The sequence below is a fragment of the Vallitalea sediminicola genome, assembly GCF_054408565.1.
The window spans coordinates 1-24,676 of sequence record NZ_BTPT01000049.1; the positions used below are offsets into that span (position 1 = coordinate 1).

Consider the following 24,676-nt stretch of genomic DNA (forward strand, 5'->3'; position numbering starts at 1 on the left):
TTCAACTGTCAAAGACAGGATAATAATAAAAAAAATGCAATGAGATAAAAAATCATTATATAAGTGTTAATAATGATAAAAAATTATTAAATTCGTTGACTAAAAATTATAGCGGTGATAAAATAATATTATCATGATAAAAAACATGAAATACATTTTTGGTATAGGGAGGTAAATAAATGAAAGAAATAATTGCTACAAATAATGCTCCAAAGGCTATAGGTCCATATTCTCAAGGAACGGCAGGGGCTGGACTGATCTTTGTCTCAGGGCAACTTCCAATTGATATTACTACAGGTGAGTTTCCAGTTGGTGGAATAAAAGAACAAACAAGACAATCTCTAGAAAATCTAAAACAAATATTAATAGAACGTGGAGTAACTTTACAACAAGTATTGAAGACAACGGTTTTCTTAAAAGATATGAATGATTTTGCAGAAATGAACGGAGTATATAAAGAATTTTTCGGAGATAGTAATTATCCAGCGAGAGCAGCAATTCAAGTTGCTAGATTACCAAAAGACGCATTAGTAGAAGTTGAAGCAATTGCTTTAGACAAATAATTATTAATTTTACAGCTAATAGTTTACATAATTATCTTTACTTAAGAAGGTTTATTGATTTATAAAAAATTAAGGAAATAATGCTTTAATCCATTATTTTGAAAATTTATATTAAGTATGGAGGTTATTAGTATGGCTAAAAAATATATACCAGAACCATTTAGAATAAAAATGGTTGAAACTATCAAAATGCTTACACGTGAAGAAAGAGAAGAAAAGATTGAAGAAGCAAAATATAATATGTTCAATGTAAAAGGTGAAGATGTCTATATTGACCTACTCACTGACAGTGGAACTAATGCCATGAGTCAAGAGCAATGGGCTGGGGTCATGGTTGGTGATGAAGCTTATGCTGGAGGAAAAAGTTATTTTAAACTTTTAGATACGGCTAGAGATATTTTTGATTACCAATATATTCAACCTGTTCACCAAGGTCGTGCAGCAGAAAAAGTCCTATTCGGTGTATTGATGGGAGAAGGTAAGTATGCTATATCCAATATGTTTTTTGATACAACAAGAGCTCATGTAGAACTTACAGGAGCAAGAGCAATTGATTGTGTTGTTGAAGAAGCTAAGAAACCAGAAGTAAGAGCTCCTTTCAAAGGTAATATGGATGTAGAAAAATTAGAAAAACTGATCAATGAGTATGGTTCAGAAAAAATAGCATTAGTTGTTATGACAGTGACTAACAATTCAGCAGGAGGTCAACCTGTATCAATCAAGAATATGAGAGAAACTGCTGCTGTTTGTAAAAAATATGGTATCAGAATGAATATTGACGCTGCTCGTTATGCAGAGAATGCATATTTCATTAAGAAAAGAGAAGAAGGCTATGCAGATAAATCAATCAAAGAGATAGTTAAAGAGACGTTTTCATATGGAGACATGTTCACTATGAGTGCTAAAAAAGATACAATAGTAAACATGGGTGGATTAATTGGAATAAAAGATGATGAAAAGTTATTCCAAGATATAAAAGGACGTACAATATCTTTTGAAGGGTTTATTACATATGGTGGGCTTTCAGGTCGAGACCTTGAATGTTTAGCAATTGGTTTAAATGAAGGTATTGATGAAAATTACTTAGAATATCGTAATGGTCAGATGGAATATCTTGCTTCTAGATTGGATGATGCAGGAATTGCGTATCAATCCCCAGTAGGTGGTCATGGTTTATTTATAGATGCTAAGAAAATGTTTCCTCATATACCATACTATGAATTCCCAGGGCAAGCACTTGCGATTGAATTATACAAAGAAGCTGGAATTCGTACATGTGATATAGGATCATATATGTTAGGAAATGACCCTGATACAGGAGAGCAATTACAAGCATCATTCGAATTCACAAGATTAGCTATCCCTCGTCGTGTATACACTCAAGCACATTTTGATGTTATGGCAGATGCATTAATAGCTATCAAAGAAAGAGCAAAAGATGTTAAAGGATACAAAATAACTTGGGAACCACCAATTCTTAGACATTTCCAAGCAAGTCTTGAGCCATTAGATAAGTAATGGATAAAATTTTTCTATCTAATGTATCAGAGTAATAATCATTAAAATTTAATAATATAGACTCTGTTCAGCAATATGTGAAAGCCATTAATGGCATCGCCCATATTATTTAAAATAGCTGAATAGAGTCTTTATTTGAATCAATACCTATCTAATAACAATTATATTTTTTTTATCCTAAAATATAGTAGTAGAATTGATTACTTAATCAAATGAAGTTAACTGCAAGTTTGTAGAAGTGACAATCTTATTTACTAGATAACAAATCATGATATAACTATGTATTGTTAGTGACTTTAGTTCCGGCATCTGATATTATATATAATAATAGTAATGATTTTGTTAGTCTAGAAAGGAAAATGTATAATGGAATTTCCCTATATGTTCATTATATAAGGTAAATTGATGGGTAATAAGAATTTAAAAAATATTCAAAAACAAGTAAAAACATCAGAGAAACGAGATACATTCAACTCTAAAACCGGTTTTATACTAGCTTGTATAGGGTCAGCAGTAGGAATGGGTAATCTATGGATGTTTCCGTATAGGGTTGGCCAATTTGGCGGTGCAGCTTTCCTGATACCATATCTCATATTTGTAATTGTTATTGGATTTACGGGTGTAATTGGGGAAATGTCTTTTGGTCGTGCCATGGGAACAGGTCCTCTAGGCGCCTTTAAAAAAGCAGTTGAGAGAAGAGGTAAGAAAAACGGAGATTTAATTGGATTGATTCCAGTAATCGGGTCGTTAGGTATTGCAATCGGATATGCAGTTGTAGTTGGCTGGATACTTAGATTCACAGTAGGTGCAATAACAGGAAGTTTAACAAATACAGAAAATTGTGGTGCTTATTTCGGAAAAATAGCAGGTAATTTAGGTAGTACTGGTTGGCATTTTGCAGGATTGTTGATAACTTTTCTCATAATGTTCTTTGGTGTATCAAAAGGAATTGAAAAAGTAAATAAAGTTATGATGCCAGCATTTTTCGGATTATTTATTATTTTGGCTATAAAAGTAATGACATTAGATGGTGCAATAGAAGGTTACAAATATCTTTTATTACCTAAATGGGGATTTTTAAAAGATCCTAAGACTTGGGTATATGCTCTAGGACAAGCATTCTTTTCACTATCATTAGCTGGGTCAGGAACACTGGTATATGGTAGTTATCTAAGAAAGGATGAAGACGTTGTCAATTCAGCAAAATATGTTGCTATATTTGATACAATAGCCGCTATGCTTGCTGCACTTGTTATAATTCCATCTGTGTTTGCATTTAACTTGGACCCTGCATCAGGACCACCACTCATGTTCATAACAATGCCAAGTGTATTCAAATTAATGCCTGCAGGTAGAATATTTGCTATTATTTTCTTTATAGCAGTATTATTGGCTGGGATATCATCCTTAATGAATTTATTTGAAACTCCTATTGAAACATTACAAAATAGATTTAAACTCTCTAGAGGATCATCTATTGTGATAATAGCTTTGATAAGTGGTGGAGTAGGTCTTATAGTAGAAAATGGAGCTAATCTAAGCACTTGGATGGATGTAGTATCAATTTATATCATTCCACTTGGTGCATTATTGGCAGGAATTATGTTCTTTTGGGTATGTGGTACCAAATTCGCAAGGGAACAAGCTCAGTTAGGAAGAGATAAAAAGATTGGACCATGGTTTGAACCTATGGCAAAATACATATTTTGTGGTTTAACTATTATAGTTTATATCTTAGGGATTTTTTATGGCGGTATTGGTTGATATAATATATCTTTACAAAGTAAGGGATTAGGGTTATAATCCTGAGTTGATTTTAGAAGGATTGGAATCTGTTTTTTAACAGCACGTTCAATCTGGGTATTACGTATACTTTTTTGATAATCTCTATATTTAAGAGAAAAAGTAACAATAAGTTTTTGCTCTAATCCATTTTCTTTAATCCAACGTTCTTTATAAAACACTTTTGAAGTCACTCTATTTCTATCCAATTCATTCATTTTATCCAGCATATCATCAAGTTTTGATAAGCTAGAAATTTTCTATTATTATTAGAAGCTAAATCGGTATCAGTACAAATAATACATTTTTTAGCCCACTCAATAGGGTCTTCAACATTAAGCTTTTTTAATAAGCCATATAGGTTGTAAAAAAATAAAAGATTGTATGTCAATTGTTTGTAATTGTTGGTATACAGTCTTTTTATATGCAATTATTGTACTAATTAAAAAATAATATGAAAGTATAAAAAAATTAATGAAATATAAAATATATTGACAAATATAATAAAAAAGTGTATTATTATTCATATAAAATAATAATATAAAAATACAAACATGACACATATTGTCGAAAAAAATATTATATATGAATTTATCTAGTGAATTATTAGAATTTATTTTTAAAATATAACAATGTTTATTTTGGTAATGAGCTATAAAAAATTGTTAAGTAATTTTATAAAGCTAAACTAAATATAGCTTTGTAAATGCTTATAAATTAATTACATATGAAAGGAGGAAGTTCTATGTATAAAGCTCCAAAATTAAAACCTGTTAATGTAGCAGGTATGCAAAATGTTTAATAAAAAGTATAGAGGTTAAATTTAATATTTAACCTCTAACTTAAAGATTAAAAATTACTTAATTCGAGAAATGAGGATAATCAATGAAATTAGAAAAAGATATATTTGTCGATTACCGTTGTATAAATGGTAAAAAATATATTTCGAAAGATAATCAGATTTATCAATTAGATGAAATTGGAGAAAAGATTTGGGAATCATTAGATGGAAAAACAAGTATTGAAGAAATCATAGATGAAGTTTCAAGAGTATATGTTGTTGAAAGAGATGTTGTATCTAAGGATATTAAAGCATATATTGATGATTTGTTATCAAAAGAGTTAGTTAGTGTTGTCGGGAATTAAATAAACATTAAGAGAAACTTTTTATATAAGGAGAAAGTTTATGAGCTTAGAAATACTTAAAAAAATAGAAAAAAATCCAAATATTATATTAGATAAATTAAGTTACAAAGATTCTAAAGAAAGTTTTGCATATATTTCAGGTTCTCTTACAGAGGGATTTGGAAATGCTACCTCTGATATAGATGTATTTATAATTTATGATAATAGGGATAAGTTTAAAATTGTTCAAGAAACTAGTTCAGTAATAAAATCAGAAAATAGTATAATTAATAACTTTATTTATCAAGGGATAAGATTTGATATTGAATATTTATCTTTGAATCATTTCAATAGGATTATAAGTAAACTGAATAATATAAATTTTAAAACAGATGAACATATTTTTTTTGAAGAGGATATTTTAGATTTCATACATAGATTAATTAATGCTATGCCAATAGCGAATGAAGAAAAGTTTGTAAAGATAAAAAGTAATATAAATTTTGAGAATCTTAAAATTTATCAAGCTATTAACCACAGTCGAGCATTTGCAGATGGCATAGAGGATATTAGAGGAGCAACTATATCGAAAGATTTTGGAACTGCTTTTTTTAGAACTAGGAAAATGATTGATATTTGTTTGAATGGTTTTTTATGTATCCAAGGAGAGACAAACCCTAAATCAAAATGGATATATAGAAAATTATTAAGATATATTAGCAATAATAAAAACATAGATTTATTAAATACATATATAGATTTACAGACGAATCATCCTTTTAATGATGAAAATACTAATGATTACATAAAGAAAGGACTTAAATTTTGTCATTCATTAAACAGTGAAATTCAAAAGTATATTGAAAGTAAAATTAATGAATAAAACAAAGCCATGGTAACTTAAATAATTACTTTTAATATTTAAATGAGGAATGCTTATGAAGGTTAAAAATTGGGGAAGATTAGTTATTCTTGCCATTTATGGAATTATAATTATTATTAAATGGAATATTTGTATTTGGGTAATATTACTTTTTGCAACATTGATTTGTATTATGTTCATTAATCATATTGCCTATAAGATAGAGGACAATAAATTTTTTATGGCTACATTTGTAAGAAGAACTCTTTATTTTATTCCATATATAATTGCATATATAATTAGAAATAAATATTATACAAATGTTGATGAAATAAGTAAATTTCAAAAAGGTAATATATTAATTTACAGCTTATTGGGAATTATTGTAGCATTATTATTTTTAGCTATTAGATTAAATGACTTTAGAGTGTTATTCAATAAAGATATCATAAGTATGAGTCCATTAAAAACAAAAAAAACACTATTAAATATATATAGTAATATAGGATCTGCGGTTACTGAGGAATTGTTTTATAAAGGCGTTGTTTTTTTTGTGTTATATAATTATGGATTTGGTTTTATAATTTCAGGTATTGTTACATCTTTGTCCTTTATGAGTATTCATAACACTCAGAGGTATTCTAGTAATTTCTATACTTTTAAAGACTATAGTGTTCAATTTTTAATTAGTTTTATTGGATGTATGTTGTATTTGTTATCAGGTTATATAGCCGTTCCAATGATTGTACATATTACATATAATTTACCGATGGTAGTAAATGATATAATGAAATGCAGGGTTTTAGCCGTAAAAAAATAATTAGTTTAAATAATATCATATAAGGAGGTGTATTAGTGCTTAATATTATAAAAGCTACAATTAAAAAAAATAGGTATATAATTAAACGAGCATATCCCTACTCTTTTATAGTTGGAAGAGTAATTAACTCTTTATATACTCCCTTATTTGCATATTTTATATTTAAATTTACATTTAATGAAAGTGTTAATGAGGAATATATCTTGTATTCTAACAATATGGATTACATGACTTATATGGTATTGGGTGCAGCAGTATATATTTTTGCTATTGCTACTTTAATGAATGTAGGAAGGTCATTAATGAATGAATTAAGAGAAGGAACACTTGAATTATTAATTTATTCTCCTGCTTCTAGAATAGGTTATTTTTTAGGAACCTTAATTGAACAATTACTAAGAACTATAGTTGAAATTACTATAATATTAATAATTGGATGGGCTTTAGGAGCTGATTATAGTAGTGTATCAATTATTGATGTTATTTTAATATTTATAATCGCTGTTGCGAGTTTTTTTTCAATGAGTATTTTACTTGCAGCTGTTATGCTGAAAATGAGAGATACATATATAACGCAAAATACTTTATTTAATATAATGCTCTTCTTATGTGGAGTTTCATATCCTATAAAATTTCTTCCTAACATATTACAAAAGATAGCACATTTATTACCATTAACTCAGGTGTTACAGTTATTTAGAGGTAGTTTCATGCACAAAGAGATAGATATTGGATTAGTAATAGAGTTAATAGTGTTAAGTGTTGTTTATTTTACTATTGGGTATAGACTTATTGTGAAAGAAGAACGAAAGTTTATAGAAAACACATTTGCGTAAATCCAAATAGGAGGTAAGGGAAGGAAATGCTAGAAGCAATAAATATTGAAAAAGAATATAGAATACGAAAAGGTGTATTTGCTAAAGATAAAATGAATATAGTCCAAGCTGTTAAGCAGATAAGTCTTCAAATTAAACCAGGTGAGATTGTAGGTCTATTAGGGATAAATGGAGCAGGTAAAACTACTACAATCAAAATGCTATCCACTTTAATAGAACCTACAAGGGGTACTATTGTTATTGATGGAATAAATGCTGTTGAATCTCCTAAGGAGGTTAGAAAAATCATAAATATGATAGTAGGAGGAGAGAGAAATATTTATTTGCGTCTTACACCACAACAGAATTTAGAATATTTTGCAGCATTATATAATATTCCAAGGAAAAATATTTCTAGTAAGATTGAAGAATTAATTAATTTGGTTGGATTGACTAAAAGTAAAGATATTCCTGTTGAAACATTTTCAAAAGGGATGAAGCAAAGATTGCAAATTGCTAGAGGACTTATTAATAATCCAAAGTATTTATATTTAGATGAACCTACATTAGGATTGGATATTAATATTGCCAAGGAAATAAGAAGTTATGTTAGAAAAATGGCTAAGGACTATAATAAAGGGATATTGCTGACTACACATTATATAAAAGAAGCAGAGGAACTATGTGATAAAATTTATGTTATTGATAAAGGAGAATTAATTCTAGAAGGAACTTCAGAAGAAATAAAATCTCAGGCATTAAATAATATATATATTAATATAAATGTAACAAATATAAATAAAAATGCTGAGAATATATTAAAAAATTTAGTTGCCATTAATCATGGTACTGTTAAGTTTGAAGTATCAAGTGCTGAAACATTAATAAGAATATGTTCACATAAAAATATTATTGCCCAAATAACAAAAGTGTTAGTTGAACAGAATATAAAAATAACAAACATTAAATTTTCAGAACCTAATTTAGAGGATGCATTAATCAAATTAATAGATGGTGGGAAACAATATGATAAAATTAACTAAAGTCATAATAGCAGAAATAAAAAGAACACGTAGAGACAGACTTTTTGCTAAAAGCTCTTATTTTAATTTATTAATATGGCCAATTGCTTTATTGGCAACAACCTATTATAGTTATAAGCCATTTAATTTAAAAGAAAGTTCTGTAGAATCATTAACAAATAATGACTCAGTTATAGCATTTCTAATTTGTGGATTTTTAGGTTATCTATGTTTTTTTTCTTTAGTAGAGAGTGCATGGCAGATGAGCAGAGAAAGACAAAATGGAACTTTAGAAGCTATTTTTCTAAGCCCGGTTAATAAAATAGCAATATTGTATGGGAGAGCTGTCGGAAATATCGTTATAAATATATGGATGTTTTTATGTTTTACACTATTTATCATTTATTTTGTCAAAGGAGTCATGGTTACTAATATAATTTATTTACCTGTATGTTTTTTAGTTTTGATAATTTCAGCAGTAATATGGGGAGGATTTATGAATTCCATATTTCTTTTTTCAAGAGATGCGTCAATATTGTTTAATATATTAGATGAGCCAATGAGTATATTTTCTGGTGTAAGAATGTCTACTCAAGTATTTCCTTTGTGGGCTAAATTAATTTCTAATATTTTTCCATTAACTCATTCGCTTATAATTGTAAGAGGTCTTATGACAGGGACAGATATTAATACAATGGCAGTTATTTATTATTTCGTGACAAATATTGCTATGATTATTATAACAATTTTTATATATAAAAGTGCGGAGAGACATTCAAGAAAAAACGGCCAGCTATTATTTTATTAGTGTAATGATACACATTATGGAGGATAAATATTATGGAAGATGATATTATCATAGTAAAAAAAGAATGTTTAGAAGTTAAACATAAGTGCGAACATCATTTATTTGAGTATTTTAAATATGAAGTAAATAAAACTTTTGATAGTAGCAAATTTAAAATTGCTATTTATGAAATACCGCCTAAGAAGATTTCTTATCCTTATCATTATCATTTGAAAAATGAAGAAGCTTTTTATATCATTAGTGGAAAGGGTCTATTAAAAACTCATGATTCTGAAAGGGTAGTGACTAAAGGGGATATTATTGTATGTCCTCCATCAGAAAAAGGTGCACATCTATTACAAAATACATCCGACACAGAATTACTAACATACATAGAATTTGATATTTGTTATTATCCAGAGGTTATAGTATATCCTAATACTAATAAGATAGGGGTATTTGAAGATAAAGATAAGAAGCTTATTTTTGATAAGTCATCTTCAATTGGATACTATGATAAAGAATAGGTGTAAAATATGAGTGAAGAAGAAATGAATCCTAAGTATTTGACAAGCCTGTTTCAGGCAAATGATATATTACAAAATAGTAATAGTGTGGTTTCCATGACAAAAGAGTTACAACTAAGTGAAGGCTCTTTAGCTTTTTCATCATTATTAAAATATCATAAAAACAATAACAATTTACCACAAACTATATTTATTAAATTAGACAAAATAAGGAGTACCAAGCATTATAAAAATTTGATGCGAAATGAGATAGATTATTATCATATGACCCAAAAATATAAAATGGACTATATGCCAAAAATATTAGCTGGCAGTTATAATGATGAATTTTCGTATCTAATTCTTGAGAATTATTCAAATAGTCATTTTGTGAATACATATGAAACAAACATAGAGTTTTATAAATTAGCAGCCAAAAAAATAGCTGAACATCATTATATATGTAGAGAGTTAAATCTACCTACACTATATCAAGATAAATATAGTCCAATGAGTTATAAATTTGTTGATCTGAAATCGATTTTATATAATCATAAACAAATGGTATGTTTGCTAGGGGATAGTCTTACCAATAAAAATAAAGATATCCTAGAAAGTGTACTATGTAAATTAGAAGAAAATATAGATTCAATAAATAATTATTTGGCATACAAGCAGCATACAATTATTCATGGAGATTATCATTTGAGAAATTGTCTTTTTAATAAAAAAAATATAGAAACTAATATGTTAATAATAGATTGGCAGTGGTGCAATATTGGCATTGGTACTTATGATATGGCACATTTATTAAACTTATATTTACCAAATAAATATAAGGAAAAAGAATTAGAAATTCTAAAGATCTATTACAACAAATTAAAAGAACTAAAATATAATTATTCTTGGCAGGAATGTCTAGAAGACTATAAAATATTTACAATGTTAAATTTATTCAAACCTGCTTATTATGCTGTAACTTGTAAGTTAAGGCGGAAAACTAAATTCTGGGCAGAGTTTTTAAATAGTATTATTATTTCATATAATAACTTAGCTTCTAATGCTGATTAAAGGAGGAAATTATGATTGAGAGAGAAGAAATTTTTATGAAATTAGTAGAAATAATAGAGATGGAGAATGATGAAGATAAACTTACAACAGATACGTATATAGAAGATATCGTTTTTGATTCTATTACAAAGATAGGTGTTATGGCATTAATTGATACATATGCAACAAAAAAAGTAAATGTTCAAGATTTATTAGATTGTAAGCAGATTAAAAATATAATTGATTTAGTTCACTAATAAAAGAAAGAGGTAAATATGAAAATAGAAGCCTTAGCCGTAGCTGTTCCGAAGAATAAATTGGACAATTCTGAATTGGAAATAAAATTTGGGGTAAAGCAAACAAAGCGATTATCTGCTTTTACAGGGATTAGAGAAAGACATGTGGCTACAAAAGATATAAAAGCTTTAGAGTTAATAACTAATGCTGCAGAAGCTGCTATATTAAAGACTGGCAATAATAGACAGTTTGATGCTATTTTTGTTATAACGCAAACGGCTGAATACAAATTTCCATCTACTGCATGTATTATACAAAACAAACTTAATATTAATAAAAACACACTGGCATACGACATAAATCTTGGGTGCTCAGGATTTACTTATGGTCTTGTAACCTCAAAAGTTTTTTTAGAAAGTAAAAGATTTAAAAGAATATTACTTGTTGTAGGTGATTTAACACAATCTACTGCATCAAGTGAAGATAGTTCAACTTATCCATTATTTGGTGATGCTTTTTCAGCTGCAATATTAGTTGCAAGTAATAAAAAAGATGATGAAATTATTTCAGTCGATTATGGTACTGATGGTTCTGGTGCTAATAATCTAATTACTTATATTGGAGGCTCACGTTACCCAAATGAGGAGGAATATCAAAAAGCTAATGGATATAGTATACATAAAGAGGTTAAATATCCACAGTTTGTATATATGAATGGTACTGAAATATTTAAGTTTAGTACAGATATTGTACCGAATATGGTTGAAAATCTTCTTATTAATGGAGAGTGTCAAATGAAAGATGTGGATTACTTTTTCTTTCATCAGGCAAGTGGATTTATAATCAAACATCTTTGTGAAAAACTAGGTATCGATAAACATAAAGCTCCTTGTACAATTGAGAAATATGGAAATACAAGTGGAGCATCTATTCCTCTTAGTATATGTTCATATTTTGGTAAAGAGAATAGTAATAAAAAAGTTATGGTAGCTTTATTAGGATTTGGAGTTGGGTATTCATGGTCTGGTATTATTATGAAAATAGATCCTAGTGTTATCTTACCAGTTATTGAGGTTTGAAATATATAATTGGAGATGGTTAATTTGAATTATATAATAGATATGAAACCTAAAAAAGGAAACGGTATTTGTACTATTTCTTGTATTTATAATGTAATGTCTTTTTATGGATTAACTATAGAAGAATATGAAGCGTATATTTTAGTTAATGGTTTTCAAACAGTTTTTAATAATGGGTATGTAGCAATAAATACATTAGAAGGAATAGATTATGAGTTGCTGAATAAACGTTTTGATACAATTTGGCTGAATAACAAAAATAATCAATTAAAGGTAATTATTGACTCTATTAAAAGTGGACAACCTGTTATCATTTTAATGGATAGTAGTGCTCTTTCTTTTGATAGTAGACATAAGAAAGAATATGATTTTATTAGATCTTTTATAATATATGGAGTGGATTTAGACAAAAACGTTTTTTTAGTTTACGATACATTTCATCTTAATGAAGAACTGGAGATAGAGGTTATTAATTTTTTTGTACCAATTCCTATAATAATAGATAGGGCAAAAGAATTATTTATTATTTCAAAGAGTATTAAGGCAATGCAATTTGATTATAAAAAAATTCTTAAAGACAATATGAAGCACTATTTAAATAAAGAAAATATCTATGGAGAGCACCGATTTTTTGGGATAAATGAGGTAGAGAAACATATTTCTTATATGGAGGATATATTGTTTAAGAATAATGTTGTTAAAAAATTAGAAGCTTGTTATTATGCTACAAATACTATAATATATGGAACTTTTATTCCAATGATAACCTATTTACTTGATTTTATTAAAAATAGTGAATTACAAGATAAGGAAACAATTATTATACAATTAAAAGAGCTAAAAACAAAATGGAATATACTGAGTAATAAATCAATGAAATTAACTGTTAGCAAAAGAGAAAATCAATCACTGCAGTTTATTAACAGATATAAAGAAACATTTAAAAACACAATAGATTATTTGCATAAAATAGTAAAACATTTATAGAAATAACTAAAAGAAGGAGATTACATGTTGAAAAATTTTAATAAAAGTAAATATGATTCGAACTACAACAAAATTAAAAAAATGTTAAAATTTTATAATAAAAGACATCTCTACCAAGACGGAACTCCACTTGTATTATCTTTTCTAACTACAAATAGATGTAATTTACGATGTAAACATTGTTTTTATCATGAAACTATTGACAATCAAAATGCAATTAATAATGCAAAAGAAATGACTATTGATGAATATGAAAAGTTATCAAAGAGTATGGAATGGTTTTATATGGGTATTTTTACAGGTGGAGAACCTTTTATGCGGGATGATCTACATGAAATTATTCATTTATTTAGAGTAAATAATATGATGCCTTGGTGTGATTCTGCTACTAATGGTCAACTAACAGAGTCGGTAGTAAGCCAAACACAGGCTATATGTAAACAAGATCCTGAAAAAGTCTATTCACTAAGCTTTTCTATAGATGGTTTTGAAGAACATAATGATGAAATACGTGGTAAAGGAACATTCAAAAAATCAATAGAAACTTTAGAAGAGTGTAAAAAACTTAAAAAATATTATAAAAACCTTGAGTTGAATTTATGTGCTACCTTTAATGCTATTAACCAAGAAAGATATTCTGATTTTATGGAATGGTATATAAAAGAACATAATCCAGATAAAGTAACATTATTAAAAATAAGACAAACACCTAGGGGAGGAGAGTCTTTACAAATTATTGATAACACTCTTTATGAGAAGGCAGTAAAAATTTTGGGAGGGTACATTAGTAAAGGAAAACTCGGAAATATTAACATGCCACAGACTCATTTTACTCATCAAATGTGTTGTAATACAGTAGAAATAATGAAAACAGGAAAAAGGAATTTTGTTTGTTATGCAGGCAAACATGGAGGATGGATTGATTATAATGGAGATGTAAGTGTTTGTGAAATCTTGCCTGATACTAAAACATCAGGTGAAAATTTATTAATGGGTAATTTGAGAGACTACGATATGGATTTCCTGAAACTTTGGAATAGTGATAGAGCTTATGAAGTAAAACAAAAAGTCGGAAAATTACCAATATGTAAGGATTGTACTCATGAAACTGAAGCCCAGCTTCCATCATTATATTTCGAGCCTAACGATTGTTTGGATAGTAATCAAATAATATGTCGGTATTAATATTATCTGCACAAACTGGACGAGGGCATACATCTGTAATGAATACACTCCATGAAGCTTTTGAAAATAAATTATACAAAGACTGTATATGTGTTTCTGATTTTTATGAATCTATCTTACCTTCAAATAAAATATTAAGTGATTTTTATAATTTTTTACTTAGTAGTTCAACAAAGTTATGTAATCAATATGTAGAATTTAATACTTTAACTAGGCCTGAAAAAAATGAACAGATATATCAATTAACAAAATCTAAGTATGTAGAACAATTTCATATCAAAGGATTAGAAGCAATAGTATCTACTGCTACGTCCATAAATTATAATATTATTAGAGCTATGAAGGAAGAAGGCGTATATGGGCATATACCATTTTATATTGTTGTTACAGATCCTTATGATCCTATTGCACCTGGGTTCGACTCAATAGGTGCTACAAAATATTTTTGTGCAAACCAAATTGTTAAAGATATTCTTAAAAATAGGCAGATTCCTGAGGAAAATATAATAATATCTGGGTATCCCATTTCAAAACGTTTTGCTATAGCTAATAAATCTTATGATAATGAAGAAATATATAAAACTTTAATAATTGATAAAAATAAAAAAGTAATTGTACTTAATTGTGGTTCTCAAGGGAATTTATCTAATTTGGAACTATTAACAAGATATATAAAATCAGACTTAGATGCTAATTTTATTATGTTATGTGGAGTTAATAAAGCTCTCTATAAATTAGCCAAATTAGAATCAATGAAGTCTAAAAAAAGTAATATTAATATTGTACCATTTTTTGAACATTTAGAAAAACTATTAGCAATTTCTGATGTATACATAACCAAAGGAGGGGCAAACTCAGTCTATGAAGCTTTATCCATGAAAGTTCCAATACTTATTGAAGCAGTAAATGGATTGGTATATCAAGAACGTGGAGTAGTAGACCTTTTAAATAAGCTAAAAGTTGGTATGATAATACAAAACAGTAACCAAATTATTTCTAAATTAGAAATAATTTTATCGGATGATAAACAATTACGTATTTTAAATGAATATAAGCAAATAAATATTGGAGACGGAGCTCTAAATATTGTTGAGAGTATTTTATCTGATTTAGGTAAAGTTTGAATCGAAAGGAATGAAAGAATGTTAGTTTGTATTGCAGGTACAGATGGATGTGGTAAATCTACATTAGTAAAAAGTTTACAGCAAGAGTTATCTAAAACTAATTTATGTAAACAAATGCGTTTATACGATAATAGAATATGTCCAAAGTTACAAAAAAAGGCAGCTTTTTTTTTAAAAAAAAAAGGTATTGAGTTTACAAAGTATAATCTATTAATAGCATACTTAATGTATGAATTAGAGGAAAAATCGTTACCCAATTTATTAAGTGCAGTTAATGATAATGATATTGTAATATTAGATAGATATATTGAAACAATAGATTTTATTGTTAATAATTATGATATAGATAAAAGACTAATAAATAATATTATGTATAAATTTATGAAACCTGATATCTACATATATCTTAGAATAAATCCATTAATTTGTTATAACAGAATTGTATCACTAAGAAAACCTAGTATAGGGGAAGAATTGAATGAAATAAAAGATGCAGCCAATTATTATGATAAACATATTAAAACATATGGGTTTACTATTGTAAATGGAGAAGATAGTAAAGAAAAGGTATTAAAAAACAGTTTAGCTGTTATTAAAGAAAGATGTATATAGTAAATTAAATGTTCTATAAAACCATACAAATTATTATTACTTGACAGATATTATTTAGGGAGTGATTCAATGTGGATAGTATTGAGAGTAGAATTATTGAAATAATAAGTGTTATCTTTGATGAATATGAAGGGATAATAAGTCCGTATTTAAATAAAGATGATATAAAGCAGTGGGATAGTCTTGCATTAGCACAGATTATTATGATATTAGAAAGTGAATTTGATAAGCATCTATCAGATGAAGAGATAATGTCAATTTCTTCTGTTGCAGATATTATTGAATTAGTAAAGGAGAATAGGTAGTGGATTATTTTGATTATCTGCCATCAATGGATAAGAAAAAAAAGGATAATTTATTTGATTATGATAGTAGAGATCTTAATCTAGAAGCATTAAAAAGACTTGCTAAATATAAGCTGACTTTTCTAGAAAATATTAAACTAGGTAAGCAGGTAGAAAAGAAAAGGAACATGATTAATAAGTTATCAGAATATCAAAAAATACGGTTAGGAGTGATTGGGAATTTTACATTGTCGCACTTAAAGTATAGCATGATGGCTGCCGCATTTAAACGAGGTATATTATTAGATATTACATTTACGCCATTTGATAGTTTATATTCAATTGCATTAAGAAAAATACAGCCCTTTAGTAAAAAAATAGATTATTTTTTAATTTATATGTCACCAGAGAACTATTATTCCTTTAATACACCAATAGATAAGGTAAAAGAAGAAGTGCTTGGGTTAGTTAATAATATGAAGCAAAACTACCACGTGCCAATAATATTAACAAATTACCATAGAAAGTTTTATGATAATACGTGTTCAGTTAATGTATTAAATAATAATAATTTTGATGCTTTTGTAGAAGATTATAATAATATTTTAAGGGATATAGTAAAAAACGATAATTCTCTATTACTGTTTAATTTAAAAAAAGTTGCTGATTTTGTAGGATTTAATAAATGGTTTAAACCGGAGGATTATTATAGAAGCAAAATTCCTTTTGCCTATGAAAACTCAGATATATTCTCGGATTATTTTGCTAGGTTTTTAGCAGCATATTTAGGAAAAAGGAAGAAAATAATAGTACTTGACCTAGATGGAGTTTTATGGGGAGGGATACTTAGCGATAAGAATATTATATTAGGAAATGGAAGTAGTATAGACGAAGCTTTTATGGTATTTCAAAGGTATTTATTAAAGGAATTATATGAAACAGGTATTGTATTAACTATAGTATCAAAAAATAATTTAACAGATGTTATACAATTCTTAGATAATTCTTCCCAGATGATTTTAAAAAAAGAACACTTCGCTATGTTACAGGTGAATTGGCAGGACAAAGTTTCTAATATAAAAGCTATTACGGATACTTTAAATGTTGGATTAGATTCTATAGTTTTTATAGATGATAACATATATGAACGAAATTTAATAAGAGAAAAATTACCTTTGGTAACTACACTAGAGATTGGAAATAATCCATTTTATTATCCAACTATCATATCAAACAGTGGATGTTTTGATTATTATAATCTTAGTAAAGAAGACTTGAATAGGACTCATAGCTATATAGTTAAAGCAAAGAATGTACAGATACAAAAGAATTTTTCTGATTATAATAGTTATTTAAAGTCATTAAATATGACATTAATAATAGAATCTATTAAAAACAATAATCTAACAAGAATAGTTCAATTAATAAATAAAACAAATCAGTTCAATCTTATGAGTACCAGAGTTGATTATGCTTTTATAGAGGAACTTATGAAATCATCAAATCAATTAGGAATTCAAGTAGTGTTAAAAGATAAATATGAAGATTATGGCATTATAAGTAATATTATTATAAGTACACAAGATGATGTATTAAGTATTGATTGTTGGGTAATGTCATGTAGAGTTTTTAATAGAGATATCGAAGATGCTGTTATAAATTATTTATATCAATATGCTAAACAGCATGGTATGAAGAAAATTATAGGTAAATGTAAGAACATAAAAGAAGAGAGTTATGTAAAAGAATTGTATTCAAAAAGAGGTTTCTGTCATATAAAAAGAGATGGTGATACAGATTACTATGAATCATACATAGACAATTTCAATAAATTAGGATGTGCTATCCATGATATAGTCATAAAATAAATTTAAAGAGATAGCTAGGAGAGGTAAAATGTCAAAAGGGATTTTTAAACATGTCAAAATAAGTAGCATAGCTACTGTTGTTCCAACATACTCTAGATCGATTGATGATGAAATAGAACTATTAGGAAACGAGAAGAATATTAAAAAACTAAAATTAATTACAGGTTTAAACAAGAGAAGAATTGCAGATAAGCATACTACATCTATTGATTTATGCAGTTATGCTGCAAAAAAGATAATAAGAGAATTAGGCATTAATATCAATGAAATTGACGGAATTATATTTGTAACCCAAACTCCTGACTATAGGATGCCTAACTGTGCATCAGTTGTACACGGTCAACTAGGAATTAGTAAAGAGTGTATATGTTTTGATATTAATCATGGATGTTCAGGCTATATATATGGGTTACTTAATGCTTTTTCATTAATAGAATCAAATATTTGTAGAAAAATATTACTTCTTGTAGGGGATACGCTTTCAAAAGTGATTAACCCAATGGATAAGTCTCTAGCAATTATTCATGGAGATGCAGGTTCTGCAACAATTATTGAACGAACTGAGAAAAAGATAAAATCCCATTTTATTATACACAGCTATGGAAAAAAAGCAAAATCAATTATTATTAAAGCTGGAGGGTTTAAGTATGTATCTTCTGAAGATACAAGAGTAGAAAAGAAAGATAGTGAAGGTAATATACGTTCAGATGAACAATTGTATATGGATGGTTTAGCAGTATTTAACTTTGCTCTTCAGAAAGTACCAGAATTGGTAAATGAAATGTTGAATTTTACAAAATTAAATATAAATGAAGTGGATTTTTTTGCTTTTCATCAAGCAAATGGAATAATTAACAAAGGAATTATAAATAAATTACAGATTGATAGACAAAGAGCACCGTTAGACGTTATATCAAAATATGGAAATTCAAGTTGTTGCAGCATCCCACAAGTATTATCAGAAGCGTTTGGAAACAAGAAAATAATAAAAAATAAAGTAGTTATGACTGGATTTGGTGTAGGTTTAAGTTTAGGAACTTGTTGTACTAGCTTCGAAAATACTACAATTTTTCCAGTAGTTAATTATGAAAAATAAATAATTTAAAACATATTATTGATTAAGGAAGGTGAAGAAATGGATGATGTAAAATTAATAAAGAGTCTACTTGATGAATGTAAGATTGATTATGGAGTAGATAATGATGAAGAAATTGGTTTGAGATCTATTCAATTAGTTATGTTAGTGGCTTGGCTAGAGGATGCATTTAATATTGAAATACCAGATGATTATCTTGAAGTACCTCAATTAAATTCAATTACTAAAATTGTTAATGTAGTAAGGAGTTTAAACAATGAATAAAATTGATAAAGATATTCAAGAGAAAATAATCTTGTTAACAGGTGCTACATCTGGCATAGGTATTAAAATTACTGAAGATTTGTTAAAAAAAGGCTATAGAGTAATTGCAACAGGAAGAAAAATAGAAAAACTTGGTTTGTTAAAAGAAAAGTATAATGAAGAACATTTGAAAATAAAATTACTTGATTTTAGTAAATCAAGCAGTGTAGAAGATTTTGATATTTCTTTTGGAAAAATTAATGGGTTTATAAATGCAGCTGGAATAAGCCCTCTTTTACCTGCTATGTTTACAAATTATGAAATATTGCTTAATAGTATGCAAGTTAATTTTTTAGGACCAGTGACTCTAATTAATAAATTATTAAAAAAAAGAAGGTTTAGCAGGGGAAGCAGTATTATTTTGTTAACTTCTATAGCTGGTAGTAATGTAAGCAATATTGGATTAAGCAATTACTCAGCATCTAAAGCAGCATTAATTGGGTATATTAAATCTGTTGCACTTGAAATAGCCCCCCATATTAGAATAAATTCTATAGCTCCAGGTATGGTTGATACTGGTACAGGTATGTTTGCAGATACTATTGAAAAAATGACAAAAGATGAAATTAAAAAAGATTTATCAATGTATCCACTTGGACGATTTGGGACACCAGAGGATGTAAGTAATATGGTAGATTTTTTACTTTCAAGTAAATCTTCTTGGATAACTGGTCAAAACTTAGTGATTGATGGTGGAAGAACACTTAGATAAGGAGAGAATATGATAAAAGATATTATACCTTTTCATAAGGAAAACAGGAATTGTTATGAAGATGTAGTTGTTACAATTTGTAAATGGTATCAACGAAATTATGAATATATGTATAAAAATTCATGGACATTTTATTATGAACCAATTCAAACTCATAAAAAAACAAATTTTGGACAAAGACTAAATTATAATAATTCTCAATTTAGTCTTTTAACTGAATATAGTGGAATTGGTATAAATCACCATGTATGTGAAGATTTAGACAAAGGAATAATTGATATAATTATTAAATTAAAAACAAATATACCTATAGCGTTAAGTAATATGGATATGTTCTGGTTACCATGGACTGCTTCTTACCAAAACACTCATGGCAGACATACATTTATTGTGATAGGATATGATGATTGCACATCAAGTTTTTTATGCATAGACCCCTATTATCAATTGACTAATTTGAGATTATCTATTAAAGATTTTAAAGAGAGTTCAAGTGGGAATTATATCTCATTTTATATAGCTGGGGATGAAAAAAAAATAAAGGATATTAATCTTATTATAAATAGAGCTGCCGCTAAACTTTTAGCTGAAAAAAAAGTAGGTAATGCGTTTAATAATATGCGAAAGTTTGCTGATGAAATAGAAATATACTATGATGCACAACAGGAAATAGAAGGTTACAAAGATTTTTTTTCCGTTCCTATATACATGAAATTACAAGAAATTGGTCGAGGCAGAAAACAATTTACAGAACTTCTTAGATTTTTAGCAGATAGATCATGTAATAAAAAAGATCTATTAACTTATAGTGATAACCTTAATTTAATGGGTAAGAAATGGGATTCACTAAAAGTATTATTTGGAAAAGAAAGTATTTTATCTAATTATACATTAGTTAAAAAAAGAGCACCTAATAAAATAAGACAAATAGCAGACTTTGAAGAAAAGATTGCTAGAGAGATCCAAGATAGTACCTACATCTAATACCATGATATTTTATATCTTTACAAAGTAAAGGATTAGGGTTATAATATTGTAATATGTAGTGGTAGACGTTAAAAGCCCTTCATCGTAACTTGATGTAAGGGCTTGTATATAATATACAGTTTATGTTTATATTTTATATAAACAAGAGAAGAAAAAAACATATAATTACTTAGGAGGTATAACGGTGTACAAGAAAGTATCCACTGATCTTAATTTTAGAGATCGTGAAAAAGAAGTTCTTGAATTTTGGAATAAGAATGATATCTTTAAGAAGAGTATAGAATTAAGAAAGGACGGACCTACTTATACTTTTTATGATGGACCACCAACAGCTAATGGTAAACCTCATATTGGACATGTTCTAACAAGGGTTATCAAAGACTTGATACCTAGATATAGAACCATGAAAGGTTACAAAGTTCTTAGAAAAGCTGGTTGGGATACTCATGGATTACCAGTAGAATTAGAGGTAGAAAAACTATTAGGTCTTGATGGAAAAGAACAAATAGAAGAATATGGTCTAGAACCTTTTATTGAGAAATGTAAAGAAAGTGTTTGGAAATATAAAGGCATGTGGGAAGATTTCAGTGGTACTGTTGGATTTTGGGCGGACATGGAAGATCCATATGTAACTTATCATAATGAATATATAGAATCAGTATGGTGGATTCTAAAACAAATATGGGAAAAAGACTTATTGTATAAAGGACATAAAATTGTTCCTTATTGCCCACGTTGTGGAACACCACTTTCAAGTCATGAAGTGGCGCAAGGTTATAAAGATGTAAAAGAAAAATCTGTTATAGCTAAATTTGCAGTTAAAGGCGAAGATAATGTATATATATTAGCTTGGACGACTACTCCTTGGACATTACCTTCTAATGTAGCTTTATCAGTCAATCCTATAGAAACATATGTAAAAGTAAAAGTAAAAGATGAATATTACATCTTAGCAGAAGCTTTAGCACCAAAAGTATTAGGAGAAGAATACGAAGTAATTGAAACTTATAAGGGTAAAGATCTTGAATATACAGAGTATGTACCTTTATTCAATTTTGCTACACCTGATAAAAAAGCTTATTTTGTAGCTTGTGCAGATTACGTTACATTAACTGATGGTACTGGTGTTGTTCATACTGCTCCAGCTTTTGGTGAGGACGATGCTATAGTTGGTAGAAATTATAATCTACCATTCGTACAATTAGTTGATGACCATGGTGAATTTGTTGAAGCTGTTACACCTTGGAAAGGTATGTTTGTCAAGAAAGCAGATCCATTAATTATTGATTATTTAGAAGAAAAAGGATTATTATTTGCTGCACTTGACTTTGAACATTCATATCCTTATTGTTGGAGATGTGATACTCCACTTATATATTATGCTAGAGATACTTGGTTCATTAAAATGACAGAAGTGAGAGATAACTTAATTAAGAACAATGACCAAATTAATTGGTTGCCAGAATCAATTGGAACTAAAAGATTTGGAAACTGGTTAGAAAATGTTATGGATTGGGGACTAAGCCGTGACAGATATTGGGGAACTCCTCTTAACATCTGGGAATGTGAATGCGGTCATCGTCATGCTATTGGTAGTATAGAGGAACTTAAGAGCATGAGTGATAATTGCCCTGATGATATAGAACTTCACAGACCATATATTGACGATGTATTAATTAATTGTCCAGAATGTAATAAGAAAATGAAGAGAGTTTCACCTGTAATTGACTGTTGGTTTGACTCAGGGTCCATGCCTTATGCTCAATGGCATTACCCATTTGAAAATAAAGAAATATTTGAAGATAATTTCCCAGCTAACTTTATTAGTGAAGCTGTTGACCAAACAAGAGGTTGGTTCTATTCATTACTTGCAATATCAACATTATTATTTGATAAGCCAGCATTCAAGAATGTTATAGTACTTGGACTTGTTCAAGATGAAAATGGACAAAAGATGTCCAAATCAAAAGGAAATGCTATAGACCCATTTGAAGCATTGGATAAACATGGCGCAGATGCAGTGAGATGGTATTTCTATAACAACAGTGCTCCTTGGCTTCCTAACAAATTCTATGATAATGCAGTAGTAGAAGGTCAACGTAAATTTATGGGAACATATTGGAATACTTATGCATTCTATGTGCTTTATGCTAATATTGATGAATTTAATCCTACCAAGTATAAACTTGAGTATGATAAATTATCATTAATGGATAAATGGTTATTATCAAAATTAAATACACTTATTAAAATAGTAGATACTAATCTTGATAATTACTTGATAACAGAATCAACAAGAGCAATGATGGAATTTGTTGATGACCTTAGTAACTGGTATGTAAGAAGAAGTAGAGAAAGATTCTGGCAAAAAGATATGCCACAAGATAAGATTAATGCATATATGACATTATATACTGCTCTTACAACTATGGCTAAGATATCTGCTCCATTTGTACCTTTTATGGCAGATGAAATATATAGAAACCTTGAATTTAATTTCAATAAGACAGCACCTGAAAGCGTACATCTATGTGACTTCCCAGTTGCTAATGAGGAACTTATTGACTCGGAACTTGAGAAAAACATGGAATTAGTATTAAAAATAGTTGTAAGCGGAAGAGCTTGTAGAAATAGTGCTAATATAAAAAATAGACAGCCTATAGGTAAGATGTATGTAAAATCATCTTTCAATCTGCCTGAATTATATAAAGATATTGTTTCAGAAGAGCTTAATATAAAAGAAGTTTTATTTACAGATGATGTAAGAGAATTTACAACTTATAACTTCAAACCACAGCTTAAGACAGTTGGTCCAAAATACGGAAGATTGTTAAATCAGATTAGGACATTACTTCAAGATGGTGATGGTAATAAGATGATGGATGAACTAAAAGCCAATGGTGCTTTGAAATTCGATATTAATGATACTGTTGTGGAACTTGCAGAAGAAGATCTACTAATTGAATCAACTAAAAAGCCAGGTTATGAATCTAATACAGATAAAGATGTGACAGCTGTTATTGATACTAACTTATCAGATGAACTTCTCGAAGAAGGTCTTGTCAGAGAGATAATTAGTAAGGTTCAGACCATGAGAAAAGAAGCTGATTTTGAAGTTACAGATCATATTAAGATATATGTTGATGATAATGATAAATTAATTGATATCATAAATAAAAATAAAGCTGAAATTTTATCAGAAACATTAGCAGATGCTCTTACTGTAGGTAAGAATGAAGAGGTCTACTCAAAAGAATGGAAAATAAATAGTGAAAAGATTTATTTAGCTGTAGAAAGAGTATAATTAAATTTAAATAATATAAAAGCATTAAAAGGCTGTTAAAAGATATAA

At 28.1% G+C, this 24,676-nt stretch carries 25 protein-coding genes; 24 read left to right on the forward strand and 1 reads right to left on the reverse strand.

Going from position 1 to position 24,676, the window contains the following annotated elements; all coding sequences use genetic code 11:
* Positions 1-179: 179 nt before the first annotated feature.
* The 3 genes from ACX6CF_RS19800 to ACX6CF_RS19810 all read left to right on the forward strand — a co-directional run bounded on the left by ACX6CF_RS19800 (position 180) and on the right by ACX6CF_RS19810 (position 3,845).
* Positions 180-563, forward strand: a complete 384-nt coding sequence (locus ACX6CF_RS19800; protein WP_458787099.1) for a RidA family protein — start codon at positions 180-182, stop codon at positions 561-563.
* Between the two features lie 132 nt (positions 564-695).
* The gene (locus tag ACX6CF_RS19805; protein WP_458787100.1) at positions 696-2,081 is read left to right on the forward strand and encodes a tryptophanase; all 1,386 of its coding nucleotides are present in this window, start codon (positions 696-698) and stop codon (positions 2,079-2,081) included.
* A gap of 405 nt (positions 2,082-2,486) precedes the next feature.
* On the forward strand, positions 2,487-3,845 hold the full coding sequence (locus ACX6CF_RS19810; protein WP_458787101.1) for a sodium-dependent transporter: 1,359 nt from the start codon (positions 2,487-2,489) through the stop codon (positions 3,843-3,845).
* Here the strand turns inward: ACX6CF_RS19810 and ACX6CF_RS19815 are convergent.
* The gene (locus ACX6CF_RS19815) at positions 3,827-4,081 is read right to left on the reverse strand and encodes a hypothetical protein (protein ID WP_458787135.1); all 255 of its coding nucleotides are present in this window, start codon (positions 4,079-4,081) and stop codon (positions 3,827-3,829) included. The two genes, ACX6CF_RS19810 and ACX6CF_RS19815, sit on opposite strands and share 19 nt — an antisense overlap.
* A gap of 667 nt (positions 4,082-4,748) precedes the next feature.
* Here ACX6CF_RS19815 and ACX6CF_RS19820 point away from each other — a divergent pair.
* The 21 genes from ACX6CF_RS19820 to ileS all read left to right on the forward strand — a co-directional run bounded on the left by ACX6CF_RS19820 (position 4,749) and on the right by ileS (position 24,628).
* Entirely contained in the window at positions 4,749-5,009 is a 261-nt protein-coding gene (locus tag ACX6CF_RS19820; protein ID WP_458787102.1) for a PqqD family protein, read from the forward strand.
* A 40-nt stretch (positions 5,010-5,049) separates the two neighbouring features.
* The gene (locus ACX6CF_RS19825) at positions 5,050-5,871 is read left to right on the forward strand and encodes a nucleotidyltransferase domain-containing protein (RefSeq protein WP_458787103.1); all 822 of its coding nucleotides are present in this window, start codon (positions 5,050-5,052) and stop codon (positions 5,869-5,871) included.
* Positions 5,872-5,926: 55 nt separating this feature from the next.
* The gene (locus ACX6CF_RS19830) at positions 5,927-6,670 is read left to right on the forward strand and encodes a lysostaphin resistance A-like protein (protein WP_458787104.1); all 744 of its coding nucleotides are present in this window, start codon (positions 5,927-5,929) and stop codon (positions 6,668-6,670) included.
* 35 nt (positions 6,671-6,705) lie between these two features.
* Positions 6,706-7,506 carry an ABC transporter permease gene (locus tag ACX6CF_RS19835; protein ID WP_458787105.1) on the forward strand — a complete coding sequence of 267 codons (801 nt, stop codon included), beginning with the start codon at positions 6,706-6,708 and terminating at the stop codon, positions 7,504-7,506.
* Between the two features lie 26 nt (positions 7,507-7,532).
* Positions 7,533-8,528, forward strand: coding sequence for an ABC transporter ATP-binding protein (locus ACX6CF_RS19840; protein ID WP_458787106.1), 996 nt, complete (start codon positions 7,533-7,535; stop codon positions 8,526-8,528).
* Positions 8,512-9,315, forward strand: coding sequence for an ABC transporter permease (locus ACX6CF_RS19845; protein ID WP_458787107.1), 804 nt, complete (start codon positions 8,512-8,514; stop codon positions 9,313-9,315). Before ACX6CF_RS19840 ends, ACX6CF_RS19845 begins: the two co-directional genes overlap by 17 nt.
* A 32-nt stretch (positions 9,316-9,347) precedes the next feature.
* Complete coding sequence (locus tag ACX6CF_RS19850) at positions 9,348-9,821, forward strand: cupin domain-containing protein (protein WP_458787108.1); 474 nt, start codon at positions 9,348-9,350, stop codon at positions 9,819-9,821.
* Positions 9,822-9,830: 9 nt separating this feature from the next.
* On the forward strand, positions 9,831-10,871 hold the full coding sequence (locus ACX6CF_RS19855) for a phosphotransferase (RefSeq protein ID WP_458787109.1): 1,041 nt from the start codon (positions 9,831-9,833) through the stop codon (positions 10,869-10,871).
* Between the two features lie 11 nt (positions 10,872-10,882).
* Positions 10,883-11,107: a hypothetical protein gene (locus tag ACX6CF_RS19860; protein WP_458787110.1), complete on the forward strand. Its 225-nt coding sequence runs from the start codon at positions 10,883-10,885 to the stop codon at positions 11,105-11,107.
* A gap of 18 nt (positions 11,108-11,125) precedes the next feature.
* On the forward strand, positions 11,126-12,166 hold the full coding sequence (locus ACX6CF_RS19865; RefSeq protein ID WP_458787111.1) for a 3-oxoacyl-ACP synthase III family protein: 1,041 nt from the start codon (positions 11,126-11,128) through the stop codon (positions 12,164-12,166).
* A gap of 24 nt (positions 12,167-12,190) precedes the next feature.
* Complete coding sequence (locus ACX6CF_RS19870) at positions 12,191-13,153, forward strand: hypothetical protein (RefSeq protein ID WP_458787112.1); 963 nt, start codon at positions 12,191-12,193, stop codon at positions 13,151-13,153.
* Between the two features lie 24 nt (positions 13,154-13,177).
* On the forward strand, positions 13,178-14,338 hold the full coding sequence (locus tag ACX6CF_RS19875) for a radical SAM protein (protein WP_458787113.1): 1,161 nt from the start codon (positions 13,178-13,180) through the stop codon (positions 14,336-14,338).
* Positions 14,326-15,462 (forward strand): MGDG synthase family glycosyltransferase, encoded by a 1,137-nt coding sequence (locus ACX6CF_RS19880; protein ID WP_458787114.1) that lies wholly within the window; start codon positions 14,326-14,328, stop codon positions 15,460-15,462. The genes ACX6CF_RS19875 and ACX6CF_RS19880 overlap by 13 nt, the downstream gene beginning before the upstream one ends.
* An 18-nt stretch (positions 15,463-15,480) precedes the next feature.
* Positions 15,481-16,074 (forward strand): nucleoside/nucleotide kinase family protein, encoded by a 594-nt coding sequence (locus ACX6CF_RS19885; RefSeq protein WP_458787115.1) that lies wholly within the window; start codon positions 15,481-15,483, stop codon positions 16,072-16,074.
* A 71-nt stretch (positions 16,075-16,145) separates the two neighbouring features.
* Positions 16,146-16,379: an acyl carrier protein gene (locus ACX6CF_RS19890; protein ID WP_458787116.1), complete on the forward strand. Its 234-nt coding sequence runs from the start codon at positions 16,146-16,148 to the stop codon at positions 16,377-16,379.
* Entirely contained in the window at positions 16,379-18,226 is a 1,848-nt protein-coding gene (locus ACX6CF_RS19895) for an HAD-IIIC family phosphatase (protein WP_458787117.1), read from the forward strand. The genes ACX6CF_RS19890 and ACX6CF_RS19895 overlap by 1 nt, the downstream gene beginning before the upstream one ends.
* A gap of 28 nt (positions 18,227-18,254) precedes the next feature.
* A complete protein-coding gene (locus tag ACX6CF_RS19900) occupies positions 18,255-19,322 on the forward strand; it encodes a 3-oxoacyl-ACP synthase III family protein (protein WP_458787118.1) in 1,068 nt (355 codons plus the stop codon).
* 39 nt (positions 19,323-19,361) lie between these two features.
* A complete protein-coding gene (locus tag ACX6CF_RS19905; RefSeq protein WP_458787119.1) occupies positions 19,362-19,586 on the forward strand; it encodes a phosphopantetheine-binding protein in 225 nt (74 codons plus the stop codon).
* The gene (locus ACX6CF_RS19910) at positions 19,579-20,337 is read left to right on the forward strand and encodes an SDR family NAD(P)-dependent oxidoreductase (protein WP_458787120.1); all 759 of its coding nucleotides are present in this window, start codon (positions 19,579-19,581) and stop codon (positions 20,335-20,337) included. Before ACX6CF_RS19905 ends, ACX6CF_RS19910 begins: the two co-directional genes overlap by 8 nt.
* 9 nt (positions 20,338-20,346) lie before the next feature.
* Positions 20,347-21,321: a BtrH N-terminal domain-containing protein gene (locus ACX6CF_RS19915; RefSeq protein WP_458787121.1), complete on the forward strand. Its 975-nt coding sequence runs from the start codon at positions 20,347-20,349 to the stop codon at positions 21,319-21,321.
* Between the two features lie 187 nt (positions 21,322-21,508).
* The gene (gene ileS, locus ACX6CF_RS19920; RefSeq protein WP_458787122.1) at positions 21,509-24,628 is read left to right on the forward strand and encodes an isoleucine--tRNA ligase; all 3,120 of its coding nucleotides are present in this window, start codon (positions 21,509-21,511) and stop codon (positions 24,626-24,628) included.
* The last annotated feature ends 48 nt before the right edge of the window (positions 24,629-24,676 follow it).